Raw genomic sequence first — 16,515 nt, 5'->3', positions numbered from 1 at the left:
TACGTCCGCCCGCGTTGACACGAGTGTCAACGAGAATGATTCGCACTACTTCGCCCTCACCGCCGCTCAGCGCGGTATCTGGTATGCCCAGCACCTCATGGGCGAAGTGCCGATCACGATTGCGCAGTACATCGACGTCGAGGGCGCTCTGGATGTCGATGCTTTTCGACGTGCAGGTCAGGTCGCTGCCCGCGAAATCGGTAGCGGGATGCTCCGCATCGTAGAGATCGACGGCGAACCACTCCAGACGGTCGACCTCACTCTCGACGACGGGGTGGGACACCACGATTTCCGGGCGGAACCGGACCCCCACGCTGCCGCACTCGAGTGGATGCGCGCCGACTACACCGCACCGCTCGATCTGCTCTCGGACCGGCTGATCCGGGCCGCCACCCTGCAGATCGGCGATCACCACCATCTCTGGTACTGCCGCATCCACCACATCGCTCTCGACGGCTACGGCGCCATGAAGTTCATGAGCCGCGCCGCCGAGTTGTACACGGCCGAGATCCGGGCTGTGGAGCCGACGCCGTCGGTGGCGGGTGACCTCCGAGAGGTTTCGGCCGCCGAGGACGCGTACATCGGTTCTTCCCGGTACCTCACCGACCGCGACTACTGGGCGACCCGATCCCGGAACCTCCCCGTCCCGGTCAGCCTCGCGGGCCGCACTGCCCCGGCGCAGGCTCGGTCCCGCTGGCACGGCGGACAGGTGCCCACCGACGTCGCCCGGTCGGTGGACGGGGCGACCTCGCGTCTCAACTCTGCCTTCGCGGCTGTCGCCGTGGCCGCGACCGCAGCTTTCGTCGCCCGGATGACGGGTTCGGACGACATCGTTCTCAGTCTGCCGGTGTCGGCCCGCACCAACGCCGTGCTGCGTCGATCGGGCGGCATGGTGTCCAATGTGGTGCCGTTGCGGGTGTCGATCACCCCGGACACGACGGTCGCCGCGCTGGTCTCCGCCGTCCAGCTCGAGCTCACCGGTGCGTTGCGCCACCAGCGCTACCGCAGCGAGGACATCCGCCGCGACGCCGGCGCCGCCCAGGATCAGCGGGGCTTCTTCGGTCCCGCGATCAACATCATGAACTTCCATTCCGAAATCACCCTCGCCGAGCTAACCGGTCGGTTCCACGTGCTGTCGACCGGACCCGTCGAGGACCTCTCCGTCAACCTGTACCCGAGCGTGGCGGGAAGTTCGTCGCGCATCGATTTCGAGGCGAACCCTGCCCTGTACGGGGCCGAGGAACTTGCCGGACACCACGCGCGGTTCCTCGACCTGCTGGCCCGGTTCGCCGACGCGGACCCGGACACCCCGGTTGCACACCTGGACGTGCTGACGGCGGACGAGCACGCACAACTCGTGCCTGCCGCCGGCCCGGCGGCACCCGACCCGTTGCTGCTGGTCGACCTGTTCGAAGCCGGGGTCCGGGCGAACCCCGACGGCACGGCACTGATTCTCGATGGAGCAACGACCGGCTACCGCGAACTCGACGAGCGCAGCACCGCGCTCGCACGTCTGCTGCTGACCCGCGGAGTGGGACCCGGTGACTTCGTGGCGGTGTCGTTCACCCGGTCCGTCGACTCCGTCGTGGCGGTGTGGGCCGTGGCGAAGTCGGGGGCGGCGTTCGTCCCCGTCGACCCGGCCTACCCCGCCGAGCGCATCGCCCACATGTTGTCCGATTCGGGCGTGACCCTCGGTCTGACGGCCACCGCGCACCGCGACCTGCTCGAGGGAACCGGCGTCGAATGGCTCGCCCTCGACGACTCCGCGCTCACGTCTGCCTGCGCGAAGCTGTCAGTCGCACCGGTGACGGACGCCGATCGCGCGGTACCACTGACACCTCGCCATCCGGCGTACATGATCTACACCTCGGGTTCCACGGGCACGCCGAAAGGTGTGGTGGTCACGCATACCGGCCTGGCGGCGTTCGCCGCGTGGGCCCTGCCCGAGCTCGGCGTGACGCGCGACTCGCGGGTGCTGCGCTTCTCCTCGTCGAGCTTCGATGCGTCCGTGTTCGAGATGGTGCAGGCGTTCAGCGCGGGCGCGACGATGGTGATCGTGCCACCGGGCGTGTACGGCGGCGACGAACTCACGGCTCTCCTCCGTTCGCAGCGGGTCACCCACATCATCAGTGCACCCGCGGTATTGGGAACCGTGGACGCCGCCGGCCTCGACTCGCTCGAGGCCGTGGTCGTCGGTGGCGACGTGTGCCCGCCGGATCTCGTCGAGCGGTTCGGCAGCCGCTGCCGCCTCTACAACAGCTACGGCCCCACCGAGTCGACCATCGTGATCACCATGACGGGTCCGCAGACCGACCCCGCCGGGATCACGATCGGCGGCCCGATGCAGGGCGCACGAGCAGTCATCCTGGACCGCTGGCTGCGGCCGGTGCCGCGCGGGGTGACCGGGGAGCTGTATCTCGGCGGCCCCCTCGCCGAGGGCTATCACGGCCGTTCGGGTCTGACGGCATCGCGGTTCGTCGCCGACCCGTTCCCCGGGGGCGGCGGTAACCGCCTGTACCGCACCGGCGACCTCGTGCGGTGGAGCCGCGACGGGGAACCCGTCCTCGAGTATGTGGGGCGCAGCGACTTCCAGGTACAGCTGCACGGACTGCGCATCGAACTCGGTGAAATCGATGCGGTGCTGTCGGGGCACGAGTCGGTGGACTTCGCGGTGTCCGCCGTGCGGGAACGTGAGGGCGGCACCTCGGTGTTGGTGTCTTACGTGCGAATTCGGCCGGATTCGCGTTTCGATCACGCCGCGCTCGCCGCGCACGCCGCCCGCCTCCTGCCCAGCTACATGGTGCCGTCCACCGTGATGGAGCTCGACCGGGTTCCGCTCACCCCGGCGGGCAAGGTTGATCGCGAAGCCCTACCCGAACCGGTTTACGCGGTCCGCGAGTATGTGGCCCCGCGCACCGACACCGAACGGCTGGTCGCGGCCGCCTACGCCGGTGTGCTCGGTGCCGGCGTGGTCGGGGCCGAGGACGATTTCTTCGATCTGGGTGGCGACTCGCTGAGTGCCACCCGGGTGATCGGCCGGGTCAACGAGTCGGCAGGCAAGTCGTTGGCCGTGCGGGTGATCTTCGAGGCACCGGGCGTCGCGGCGCTCGCCGCGGTGGTCGACGCCGCCGAGCGCGGGGATCGCCCGGCGCTGGTGGGAATCGAACGACCGGATCGTATTCCCCTGTCCGCTGCGCAGTCCCGGATGTGGATCCTCAACCGCTACGACCCCGAGTCGGTGGCCTACAACATTCCGCTCGTACTGCGGCTGTCCGGCGACCTCGACACCGCTGCCCTCCGGGCGGCGCTGCGGGACGTCCTGGAGCGCCACGAGGCGCTGCGGACCGTGTATCCCGACTCTGCCGACGGCCCGTATCAGCGGATCGTCCCCCTCGACGACCTCGCGCTGGACCTCGAACCGCGCCGCGTCGACGACGAAGAACAGCTGTTCGCAGTGCTGACCGCAGAGCTGTCCACCGGCTTCGACGTGATGGCATCGGTCCCGTTGCGCAGCAGCGTATTCGAGCTGTCACCGGACGAACACGTTCTCGTCGTGGTGGTGCATCACATCAGTGCGGACGGCGCGTCGATGGGGCCGCTCGCCCGTGACCTGATGTTGGCGTACACCAGCCGCGTCGGCAACCGGGTACCGGACTGGACACCGCTCGCCGTCCAGTACGCCGACTACAGCGTCTGGCAGCGGCAGCTCCTCGGCTCCGAGTCCGAAGAGGGAAGTGTTGCCGCACGCCAGGCTGCGTACTGGCGTCAGCAACTGCGCGGCGCCCCGGAACTGCTCGAGCTGCCCACCGACCGGCGTCGGCCGACCGTGGCGTCACTGCGCGGGGAGATCTCGACGTTCCGCCTCGACAGCGCACTCGTCGAACAAGCCACGGCGTTCGGACGCAGCCACGGCGCCACCCTCTTCATGGTGGTGCACGCGGCCCTGGCCACACTGCTCGCGCGCCTCGCCGCGACCACAGACGTGGTGGTGGGCACTCCGGTCGCGGGACGCGGCGAGCAGGCCCTCGACGACCTGGTAGGGATGTTCGTCGGCACGCTCGCATTGCGGACACACATCGACCCGGCGTCCTCGTTCGCGGAGGTGCTCGGGCACGTCCGGGAGACCGATCTTGCGGCGTACGGCAACGCGGACCTGCCGTTCGAGCGGTTGATCGACCTACTGCAACCGGGACGCTCCCAGGCATATTCGCCGATCTTCCAGGTTGCGCTGTCGCTCGAGGATCAGAGCGTCAACCAACTCACGCTTCCCGGTCTGTCGGTGTCGGCACTGGATCTCGGTGTGGTGCCGGCGAAGTTCGATCTGCAGTTGACCCTCCGCACCGACGGTGCCGCAATGGCGGCGTCCTGGATTTTCGCCACCGATCTGTTCGACCGCGACACGATCGACTCGTTTTCCGTCCGCTTCGAGAAAATTCTGCGGCAGGGGATCACCGATCCGAGATGCGCGGTCGGCGACCTGGACCTGCTGACCGCCGACGAACACGCCACACTGACCGCGCCACCCGAAGCGTCTGCCGTGGCGGCGCGCACGTTGCCGGACATCTTCACGAGCGGTGCCGGGCGCGGCGGGATCGCACTCGTGTCGGAGGAGGGGGAACTCTCTTACGCGGACCTCGACACACAATCGAACCAGTTGGCGCGTGTACTCATCGCGCACGGTGTGGGTCCGGAAACGGTGGTGGCGCTGGCACTTCCGCGGACCGTCCAGGCCGCCCTCGCCGTGTGGGCGGTGACCAAAACGGGCGCCGCGTTCGTGCCCGTCGATCCGAGCTATCCGTGCGAACGCATCGAGCACATGCTCTCCGACTCGGGTGCGGCGCTCGGGTTGACCGACACCGCCACCGCGGCGGGGCTGCCCGGCGGCACCGAGTGGCTGCTGCTGGACGACGTCGCACACGTCACGTCGGCCGCACCGGTCACCGATCGCGACCGCACTATGCCGTTGCGCCTCGAGCATCCGGCGTATCTCATCTACACGTCCGGCTCCACCGGAACACCCAAGGGCGTCACGGTCACTCATACGGGATTGAGCGCCTTCACGGCGGAGGCACGCCCGGAACTGGGCACTACGTCGCGGTCCCGCGTGCTCCGGTTGTCGTCCGCAAGCTTCGACGCCTCCGTCTTCGAGATGATTCAAGCGTTCAGTGCCGGGGCCACGATGGTGATCGCACCGCCGTCGGTGGTCGGCGGTGAAGACCTCACCGCCCTGATCCGCGACCAGCGCGTCACCCACGTGCTCACTGCCCCAGCCGCATTGAGCACCGTCGATGCGAGCGCACTCGGTGACCTGCGCACCGTCGTCGTCGGGGGTGAGGTGTGCCCACCGCAGCTGGTCGAACAGTTCTCCCCGGGGCGGCGTTTCTTCAACAGTTACGGTCCCACCGAAACCACCATCGTCGTCACCATCGGTGAACCGCTCACCCCGGGCGCCGACATCACCATCGGCGGCCCGCTCGACGGCACGCAGGCGCTGGTCCTCGACTCCCGGCTGCGGCCCGTGCCGCGCGGTGTCACGGGTGAGTTGTACCTGTCCGGTCCCGGTCTCGCCCGCGGCTATCACGCCCGGCACGGACTCACGTCGGAACGGTTCGTGGCCAATCCCTTTGGACCCCAGGGCAGCCGGATGTACCGGACCGGTGACCTGGTGCGGCTGCGGTCCGACGGGCAGCTCACCTACGTGGGCCGCGCCGACTCCCAGGTGAAACTGCGGGGCCTGCGCCTCGAGCTCGGTGAGGTCGAGGCCGCGCTGTCCCGGCACGGCGACGTGGTGGCCACGGCAGCGTCCGTCCATCACCACCCCCGGCTCGGCGATCAACTCGTTGGTTACGTCGTGCCCGCGCAGGGGACCAGCCCCGACGTCTCCGACATCCTGTCGGCCGCGAGCGAACTGCTGCCCCGCGCGCTCGTGCCGGCAACCGTCACACTGCTCGACGCCATTCCGCTCACCCCGGCCGGGAAGATCGACCGCCCGGCGCTGCCCGCCCCGACATTTGCGGCGCGGACGGTGTTCCGGGCGCCGTCGACCCCCTCCGAACTGCTTGTCGCGCGGGTGTTCACGGAGATTCTCGACGTCGACAGGGTGGGGGCCGACGACAGCTTCTTCGAGATCGGCGGCAACTCTCTGTCCGCCACGCAGGTGATCGCCCGCCTGCGCGCGGCCAGCGGCACGTCCCTGTCAGTCCGGTCACTGTTCGACGCACCCACAGTCGCGGCGTTGGCCGCCGCCGTGGACACCGCCGGACGGTCCGACCGCCCGGTCCTGGAGGCACGTCCGAGACCGGATCGGATTCCGCTGTCTCCGGCGCAGGCGCGGGTGTGGTTCCTCAACCGTTTCGACCCGGGTTCCACCGTCGACATCCTGCCGCTCGCCCTCCGCCTGACCGGGACGCTCGACGTCCCCGCCCTGCAGGCAGCGCTCAGCGACGTCCTCGAACGGCACGAGGCGCTGCGCACGATCTACCCAGACTCACCCACCGGCCCACACCAGGTCCTGGTCTCCATCGAGTCGGCGCTCCCGGACCTCACCGTGCTCGAGGTGACCGAGAACGAGGCGCTGCAGCGGGCTGTGGAGTTCGCGACCACGGGATTCGACCTCACCGTGGAACCACCCCTGCGCGCAGGCCTGTTCGCGGTCTCCGAGAACGAGCACCTTCTCGTCGTCGTGGTCCATCACATCGCCGCCGACGGTTTCTCGCTCGCGCCGCTGGCCCGCGACGTGATGCTCGCGTACACCGCGCGTGCGCAACAGGACGAGCCCGGGTGGTCGCTGCTCCCGGTCCAGTACGCCGACTACAGCCTCTGGCACCGCGAACTGCTCGGCAACGAGGACGACTCCGCGTCGCTGGTGTCCCGCCAAACCGAGTACTGGGTGCGCACTCTCGCCGAGCTGCCGGACGAGCTCACCCTGCCCACCGATCGGCCGCGTCCACGCCGACAGTCACACCGCGGCAGCGAGCTGACGTTCGATGTCGACGCCCACACCCACGAATTGCTGCGTGAACTCGCGGCTGCCCGCGGCGCCAGCCTGTTCATGACCGTGCACGCCGCCTACGCGGTGTTTCTGAGCCGGCTCTCGAACTCGGCCGACATCGTGGTCGGAACTCCCGTTGCCGGCCGGGGCGAGCAGGCCCTCGACGACCTCGTGGGCATGTTCGTCAACACCCTCGTCCTGCGGACCCACGTCGCGCCGGAGGCTACGTTCGACGAGTTGGTGGAGCGCACGCGCGAAGCCGACCTGGGTGCGTTCTCGCATGCCGACGTGCCGTTCGAGCGGCTGGTAGAAGTTCTCGATCCGGTTCGCTCCCAGGGTCGGCACCCTCTGTTCCAGGTCGCCCTGTCCTTCCAGAACCTGGCCCCCGCCACGTTCGACCTGCCGGGACTGGTGGTCTCAACCGTCCCGGCGGAGCTGCAGACCGCCGAGTTCGATCTCCATCTGACCCTCACCGAGCAGGCTGACGGCGGAATCCACGCGTCCTTCACCTACGCCACCGACCTGTTCGACGCGTCGACCGTCGCCGCTTTCGCCGAACAATTCACCCGCATCCTGCGGGCCGTGGCCACCGACCCGTCGACACCGGTCGGTGACGTTGCCCTGCTCGACGCGTCGGAACGCACAGAGCTGGTCGACATTCGCAACCGGACGGACCATCCGCTGCCCGAGGCCCGGCTGCTCGACGCCTTCGCGGACCAGGTACGCCGGACCCCGGATGCGCCGGCACTCGTCTTCGAGGGTGAATCGTTGACCTACCGGGAGTTCGCGGGTCGGGTGAACCGGTTGGCGCGGGTCCTGATCTCCAAGGGCGTGGGTCCGGAAACGTTGGTGGCGTTGGCGATGCGCCGATCCGTCGACCTGGTCGTCGGGATGTACGCGGTCCTGACCGCGGGCGGCGGTTATGTTCCCGTGGATCCGGACCATCCGGCCGATCGCATCGGGTACATCCTCGATGCGGCCGACCCGATCTGTGTCCTGTCGACGTCCCGGGACGCTTTTGCGAGTGATCGGTCCGTCATCCTTGTCGACACCCTCGACGTCGACGGCGTTTCGTCGGCACCGCTGACGAATTCGGCGGTGCACCCGGATGGTGTCGCCTATGTGATCTTCACGTCCGGCTCGACCGGAAGGCCCAAGGGTGTCGCGGTCACCCACCGGGCGATCGTGAACCAGATCGCGTGGATGGCGAACCAGTATCCGCTGGGCCCTGGTGACGTCTATCTGCAGAAGACCGCGACCACATTTGACGTGTCCCTGTGGGGTTACTTCCTTCCGCTGGCTGCCTGCGCGACGCTCGTAGTCGCGGCACCCGACGGGCACCGCGACCCGCAGTACCTCGCCGACACCATTCGAGAGCACCGGGTGACGGTCACCGACTTCGTGCCGTCCATGTTGTCTGTCTTCGCCGACGGTGTCGGACGTGAGGCGCTGACCTCGCTGCGACACGTGTTCGTGATCGGTGAGGCTCTGCCCGCTGCGACCGTTCGCGACTTCACCGAGATTTCGATGGCCCGGGTCCACAACCTGTATGGGCCGACCGAGGCCGCGGTGTCGATCACCTACGCCGATGTCACCGACACCCCTGAGGGTGGTGCGGTGTCGATCGGTACACCCGAGTGGAACAGCCGCGTCTACGTCCTCGACTCGAGGTTGCACCCGGTGCCCGTGGGCGTTCCGGGCGAGCTGTATCTCGCCGGTGTGCAGTTGGCGCGTGGTTACCACGGCCGTGTCGACCTCACCGCCGACCGCTTCGTCGCAGACCCCTTCACCAGGGCAGGGGAGCGGATGTACCGCACCGGGGACCTCGTCCGCTGGACTACCACCGGCGAACTCGTATACATCGGGCGCACCGACTTCCAGGTCAAGTTCCGCGGCCAGCGCATCGAGCTCGGTGAGATCGAGACCGCTCTGCTCGCCCATGCTCAGGTGTCGCAGGCGGCGGTGCTGGTCGTCCCGACCGGCACCGGTGATCATCTCGTGGGCTATGTCGTTCCGACCGCGGGTTCGGACGTCGACGTCGACGAATTGCGCACCGCGATCGCACGAAAGCTGCCCAGCTACATGCTGCCCGAAACTATCTTGATTCTCGACAGTTTCCCCCTCGGCACGTCCGGCAAACTCGACCGGAAAGCCCTGCCCGCACCCATTTTCGAGGCCCGCGTTTTCCGGGCGCCGGCCACTGCCGCCGAAAGCGTTGTCGCCGAAGTGTTCGCCGACGTCCTGGGTGTCGAGCGGGTCGGCCTTGACGACGACTTCTTCGCCCTCGGCGGTAACTCGCTGATCGCCACCCAGGTCGCCGCCCGACTCGGCCGTGCACTCGACAGCAGAGTCCCCGTGCGGGAGCTGTTCGACGCCCCTACCGTCGAGGCACTCGCAGCGCGCGTTGCCGTCCTCGCTGGGACGGGCGGCGGAACGGCACTCGTGGCCGCTCCGCGTCCCGAGCGAATCCCGTTGTCGTCGGCGCAGAATCGGATGTGGTTCCTCAATCGCTTCGATCCGGAGTCGGCGGCGTACAACCTTCCGCTCGCGATCCGGCTGACGGGGACGCTGAACGTCGCAGCCCTCCACACCGCCGTCCACGACGTGCTGGAACGGCACGAGTCGCTGCGCACGGTCTTCCCCGACAACGGTGACGGCCCCGTGCAGGTGATCCTGCCCGTCGACCGGGTCGACCTCGATCTCACCCCGGTCGACGTGACCCCCGACGAACTTGTGGGCGAGGTGACCAGCGTCCTGCACGGCGGCTTCGACGTGACCGCGGGAATTCCCCTTCGCGGGCGACTTCTGCGCACCGCCGTCGACAAGCATGTCCTCGTCATCGTCGTGCACCACATCAGCGGCGACGCCGTGTCCATGGGTCCGCTCGCTCGCGATGTCATGGTCGCCTATACCGCCCGAAGTGCGGGACACGCCCCGAACTGGTCACCGCTTCCGATGCAGTACGCCGATTTCGCGATCTGGCAGCACGCGGCACTGGGCGCCGAGTCCGATCCCGAATCACTGGCCGCACAGCAGATCCGGTACTGGACCGAGACGCTGTCCGGGCTGCCGGACGTGCTCGAGTTGCCCACCGATCGGCCCCGCCCGGCCGTGCCGTCGCAGCGCGGCGACACCGTGCGGTTCGACGTTCCGGTGGACACCGCTCTGGCGCTCGAGCAGACGGCCCGCGATCACGGAGCCTCCGTGTTCATGGTGCTGCACGCGGCGCTGGCGGTCGTGCTGTCGCGGTTGTCGGCGACGTCCGACATCGCCGTCGGCACCCCGGTCAGCGGTCGCGGTGAGCAGCACCTCGACGACCTGGTCGGAATGTTCGTCAACACCCTGGTCCTGCGTACGCACGTCGCTGCGCACGAAAGCTTCACTGAACTCCTGACACGGGTGCGCGACACCGACCTCGGTGCGTACGGGCACGCGGACATTCCGTTCGAGCGGCTCGTCGACGTCCTCACTCCCGTCCGCACCCAGGCCCACACACCCCTGTTCCAGGTGGCGCTGTCGTTCGAGCACCGCGGTCTCACCCGCTTCGAATTGCCTGGAGTGACGGTGGAACCCGTTCCGTTCGAGGCGGACACCGCGCAGTTCGACCTGGCGTTGGTCCTGACCGAAGGCGATTCGGCGAGTGCATTGTCGGGCGCGTTGCGATTCGCTACCGACCTCTTCGACCGGGCGACCGCCGAGGACCTCGCCCGGCGATTCGTCCGTGTCCTCGACGCAGTGGTGGCCGATTCGGGCGCGATCGTCGGCGACATCGACCTCCTCGATCCGAGCGAGTGGGCGGCGGTGTGCGTACGGGGTGCGCCGTCGGCGAGCGCGACGACCCTCGCCGGCCTGGTCGATGTCGCTGTCCGGACCGACCCGAACGCGCCCGCGCTGAGCTGGAACGGTCGCGATTACACATATCGCGAGGCGGACGAGTGGTCCACGCGCCTGGCCTGGCTACTGCTCGAGCACGGCGTGGGACCGGAATCCTTCGTGGCCCTCGCCCTTCCGCGGTCGCTCGAATCGGTGCTGGCCGTGTGGGCGGTCGCCAAGACCGGTGCGGCGTACGTGCCCGTGGACCCGACATACCCCGCGGATCGCATCGCGCACATCCTCACCGACTCCGGCGCCGCCCTCGGTGTCACGCTGTCCGGTGAACGGGCCGCGCTGCCGGACACCGTCGTCTGGCTGACCCTCGACACCGAGGATGTCACCGCCCGACACCAGTCGGCTAGCGCCGAGCCGATCACCGACGCAGACCGGATCCGCCCGGTCCGCGTCGAGAATCCGGCATACATGATCTATACGTCCGGCTCGACGGGTCTGCCCAAGGGTGTCGTGGTCACGCACGGCGGCCTTGCGAACCTCGCCGCCGAACGTCGCGAGCATTACCGAATCGAGCGGTCGTCACGCTTCCTGCACAAGGCGTCGCCCAGCTTCGACATGGCCGTCGGCGAGATGGTGTCGGCGCTGAGCGCCGCCGCTACCTTGGTGATCACGCCGACCGAGATCGTGGGCGGCGACGAACTGTCCGAGCTTCTGGACCGTCAGCAGGTCACCCATGCGTTGATCACCCCGGCGGTGCTGGCCACGATGGACCCGGCCGGACACCCGCAGTTGCGGGTCCTCGGTGTCGGTGGTGAGGCGTGCACTCCCGAACTGGTGGCCCGTTGGCAGCCGGGACGCATCATGCTCAACGGTTACGGACCGACCGAGGCGACCGATATCTCGACCATCGGCGACCTCGTGGCTGGTGCGCCTGTCACGATCGGGCATCCGGTGCGTGGGTTCGAGGTCATGGTTCTCGACACCCGCTTGCGGCCCGTTCCTGCCGGTGTTTCCGGTGAGCTGTATGTCGCGGGACCGGCACTGGCGCGTGGCTACCATGCCCGGCACGGCCTCACCTCCGAACGGTTCGTCGCCAACCCCTACGGCGCACCCGGCGAGCGCATGTACCGCACCGGCGACATCGTCCGCTGGACCGGAACGCACGGAATCGAGTACTTCGGCCGCGGCGACAGTCAGGTGAAGATTCGGGGCAACCGGATCGAGCTGGGGGAGATCGAGTCCGCGGCGACCCGGCACGACACGGTGAGCCAGGCCGCCGTCGTCGTCCACGACACTCCGTCGGGGCAGCGTCTCGCGGCCTACCTCGTGCCAGCCCCCGGTCACACACTCGACACGGACGCGATCCGGCGCCACCTCGAGGACGCCCTGCCTGCGCCCATGATCCCGGACGCATACATGGTGATCGAGGCGCTGCCGGTGACGGTGAACGGGAAGCTCGACCGAGAAGCCCTGCCCGAACCGGTCTTCGTCACCGCGACCGCGCGTTTCCGGGCGGCGGTCACCGACAACGAGAAGGTCCTGGCGGGCGTGTTCGCCGAGCTGCTGGGCGTCCCGACGGTCGGTGTGGACGATTCGTTCTTCGGCCTGGGTGGCGACAGCATCGCGTCGATCCAGCTCGCGTCGAGGGCGAAGGCACACGGATTGATCATCTCGCCCCGGGACGTGTTCGAGCACAAGACCGTTGCGGCTCTCGCACAGGTGGCGGCCCACGCCACCGACACCGAACCCGTCGTGCTGGAGGAACTTCCGGGCGGCGGTGTCGGCCGGATGCCGCTCACTCCGGTGATGCGTCTGGTCACCGAACGCGGTGGCACTCTCGACCGTTACGCGCAGTCGGTCGCACTGGAGTTGCCGGTGGGCATCGACCGGGCGGGTCTGATCGCGACCCTGTCGGCCGTGATCGAGCACCACGACATCCTCCGTGCCCGCCTCGTCGGTGACGACACGCTCGAGGTGGCACCGGCAGGCGCCGTCGACGTCGCCTCTCTTGTGCACCGGATCGACTGGGATCCGCGGACGGATCCGACCGAACCGGCTCGGCGTGAACTGGATTCGGCGCTGGACCGCCTGAACCCGCGGGCCGGCATCATGCTGCAGTGCGTCTGGCTCGACCCGGTGGGCGTACCCGGACGGAGCGGCCGTCTGATCGTCTCCGCCCACCACCTCGTGGTCGACGGCGTGTCCTGGCGCATTCTGATTCCGGATCTGATCGCCGCGTGGGCGCAGATTTCGTCCGGTGAGGCTGCGACGCTCCCGCCGGTCGGCACGTCGATGCGCCGGTGGGCGCACGCCCTGACCGAGGACGCGCACAGCCCGGAGCGTGTTGCCGAATTGCCGCTCTGGCAGGGGATTCTCGACGGTCCGGACCCGACGCTCGGGTCCCGGCCGTTCGACCCCGCCATCGACGTCCTGGCCACGGTCGACCACGTGCGTGTCGAACTCGACGCGGCGGTGACGCGATCACTGGTGACGTCCGTTCCCGCTGCCTTCCGGGGCGGCGTCGGCGACGGGCTGATCGCCGCGTTCGCGCTGGCCGTGAGCGCCTGGCGGCGTCGCCGGGGAATCGACGAGTCTTCACTTCTCCTGCAACTGGAGGGCCACGGACGCGAGGCGGAGGCGGCGCCCGGCGCCGACCTATCCCGTACGGTCGGATGGTTCACCAGCGTGTATCCGGTTCGGATCGACCTCGGTGGAATCGACGCCGTCGCCGCCCTGGCCGGGACAGCCGACACGTCCCGCGCCGTCAAGGCCGTCAAGGAAAACCTGCTGGCACTACCTGTCCGAGGGCTGAGCTTCGGGCTGCTGCGCCATCTCAACTCCGAGACCGCCGCGGCGCTGGACAACCTCCCCACCCCTCAGGTCAGCTTCAACTACTTGGGCCGGGTATCGGAGGCGGACATTCCGGAGGAGTTCGCGCACCTGGGCTGGACGCCCACCACTGACTTCGGCGACCTCGGGGGCGTCGGCAACGACGACATGCCCGCCGCCGCCGTTCTCGACATCAACGCGATCGTCACCGGTGTGGACGGCGAGTCCAGGTTGACGGCCACTTTCTCGTATCCCCGGAAAGTGCTGTCGGCGGCCGACGTCCGGGAGCTTGCGGACCTGTGGACCAGTGCGCTCAGCACGGTCGCGGCGCATGTGGACAGCGGAACGGCGGGCGGGCTCACGCCGTCGGACGTGCCCCTCGTCGCGGTGGGGCAGCGGGACCTCGAACTGTGGGAAGAGCAGTACCCGGCACTGTCCGACGTCTGGTCGCTGTCGCCGCTGCAGCACGGGCTCGCCTTCCATGCGCAGCTCGCGCAGGACACGGTGGACGTCTATACGACGCAGACGGTGCTCGAACTCGGTGGCGTCGTGGACGCCGACCGGATGCGTGCAGCGATCTCCGCCCTGCTCGACCGGCACGCGAACCTGCGCACAGCGTTCGTCGGCGCGAGTACCGGAGAACTCGTGCAGGTGGTCCTCGACAGCGTGGAGATCCCCTGGCGCACCATCGATCTCGGGTCCGTGGACAAGTCCGCTCGAGCCGCTGCGCGGGACGCGGCGCTCACCGCCGACCGCGAGCGCCGGTTCGACCTCGCTGAGCCGCCGCTCCTGCGGTTCACGCTGATCGACGGCGGCGACGGGCACCACGTCCTGGCCGTGACCCTGCACCACATCCTCGTCGACGGCTGGTCCATGCCGTTGCTGTTGAAGGAACTCCTCGTTCTGTACGCCACCCGAGGTGACGCGTCCGTGTTGCCGCGGGTGCCGTCGTACCGCACGTTCCTGTCGTGGCTGGCATCGCGCGACCGTGCCGCCTCCCGGGACGCATGGGCCGAGGCGCTCGCCGGTATGGAGCAGCCGACTCTCGTCGCCTCCGACGGTTCCGGACAGCCGGGACCGACCGCAGTGACGGCGGTGGACGCAGACGCCGGACCTGAACTGTCGACCCGGCTTACCGCACTCGGGGCGGAACTCGGTGTCACGCTCAACACGCTCGTCCAGACCGCATGGGGAATTCTGCTGTCCCGCATGCTCGGCCGCGACGACGTGGTGTTCGGGGCGACGGTGTCGGGCCGCCCCGCCGAACTCGAGGGCGTCGAGTCGATGGTCGGCCTGTTCATCAACACCCTGCCCGTGCGGGTGCGCATCGACCCGGACGAATCGGCGGCCGGCCTCCTGATCCGAGTGCAGCGTGAACAGGCGACTTTGCTCGATCACCACTACCTCGGCCTGAGCGATGTCCAGCAGACCGCCGGCAGCGGCGCCCTGTTCGACACGCTGACGGTGTTCGAGTCGTATCCCGTGGACACCGAAGCACTGGCCGAGGTGACGTCGATCGACGGCCTGACCGTCCTCGGTGTGTCCGGCGAGGAAGCCACCCACTACCCGCTCACTCTCACGGTGTTCGCCGACGACGGATTGCGGTTCACGCTCAGGTATCGCGCCGATGTGTTCGACGAGACGTACGTGACCGCGCTCCGCACACGGCTGCTGAGGGTTCTCTCCGCACTGGTGGCCGACCCCGCCGCACCGATCGGCCGGATCGAAATCCTCGACCCCGACGAGCACGCGGCCCTCGCGCCTGTGTGCGGTCTACCGGCCGCGGCGCCGACCACCCTCGCCGGGATCATCGACGCCGCCGCACGTACCGCCCCGGAACGGGTCGCGCTGTCCTGGAAGGGGCGAGACTGGACGTACCGCGAGGCCGATGCCTGGTCGAACCGTCTGGCCCGGTTGCTGCTCGCGCAGGGTGTCGGACCCGAAACGTTCGTCGCTGTGGCGTTGTCGCGGTCGGTGGAATCGGTGCTGTCGGTATGGGCGGTGGCTAAAACGGGTGCCGCCTACCTCCCCGTCGATCCCACCTATCCGATGGAGCGCATCGACCACATGCTGTTCGACTCCGGCGCCCGCATCGGCATCACCGTCGCTGCGGATCGGGATGGATTGCCGGACAATACCTCCTGGCTCCATCTCGACGAGATCACAGACGCGCTCGACGCCACCCCGGCCACCCCGGTGACCGAAGCGGAACGCGCACGGCCTGTGCGTATCGAGAACCCCGCGTACATGATTTACACGTCCGGTTCGACACGACAGGACGGCCGAAGGGTGTCGTCGTCACCCATGGCGGCCTTGCGAACCTCGCCGCCGAACGCCGTGAGCACTACCGCGTCGAGCAGTCGTCCCGGTTCCTGCACAACACCTCGCCCAGCTTCGACATGGCGGTGGGCGAAATGATGTCCGCCCTCTCCGCCGCAGCGACCCTGGTGATCACTCCACCGAGCGTGATCGGCGGGGACGAATTGGCCGCCTTCGTCCGGGACGAGCACGTGACGCATGCGCTCATCACCCCGGCGATGCTGTCTTCGATCGACCCTGAGGGGCTGGAGGTACTGCGCGTCCTCGGTGTCGGTGGTGAGGCGTGCACTCCGGAACTGGTGGCCCGTTGGCAGCCGGGGCGCATCATGCTCAACGGTTATGGACCGACCGAGGCGACCGACATCTCGACCGTCGGCGACCTCGTGGCTGGTGCGCCTGTCACGATCGGGCATCCGGTGCGTGGATTCGAGGTCATGGTTCTCGACACCCGCTTGCGGCCCGTTCCTGCCGGTGTTTCCGGTGAGCTGTATGTCGCGGGACCGGCATTGGCGCGTGGCTACCATGCCCGGCACGGCCTCACCTCCGAA

The 16,515-nt window shown here is 68.5% G+C and carries 1 protein-coding gene and 1 pseudogene; both read left to right on the top strand.

Annotated elements, in window-relative coordinates; translation table 11 throughout:
- Nucleotides 1-97 precede the first annotated feature (97 nt).
- A complete protein-coding gene (locus tag HYG77_RS11910; RefSeq protein WP_244461355.1) occupies nt 98-16,066 on the top strand; it encodes a non-ribosomal peptide synthetase in 15,969 nt (5,322 codons plus the stop codon).
- Nucleotides 15,979-16,431, top strand: a pseudogene (locus HYG77_RS39555) (AMP-binding protein); the annotation flags it as partial. The gene HYG77_RS11910 and the pseudogene HYG77_RS39555, both read left to right, overlap by 88 nt.
- Nucleotides 16,432-16,515: the final 84 nt, after the last annotated feature.

This window comes from Rhodococcus sp. ZPP, assembly GCF_017656075.1.
Taxonomy (GTDB): Bacteria; Actinomycetota; Actinomycetes; order Mycobacteriales; family Mycobacteriaceae; genus Rhodococcus_F; species Rhodococcus_F oxybenzonivorans.
This window is presented reverse-complemented; position numbering and strand designations above follow the sequence as displayed.

What these genes read in the sequence shown, in the direction of transcription:
- HYG77_RS11910 (WP_244461355.1), top strand. Translation starts at nt 98, where the DNA reads ATGGGCGAAGTGCCGATCACGATTGCGCAGTACATCGACGTCGAGGGC.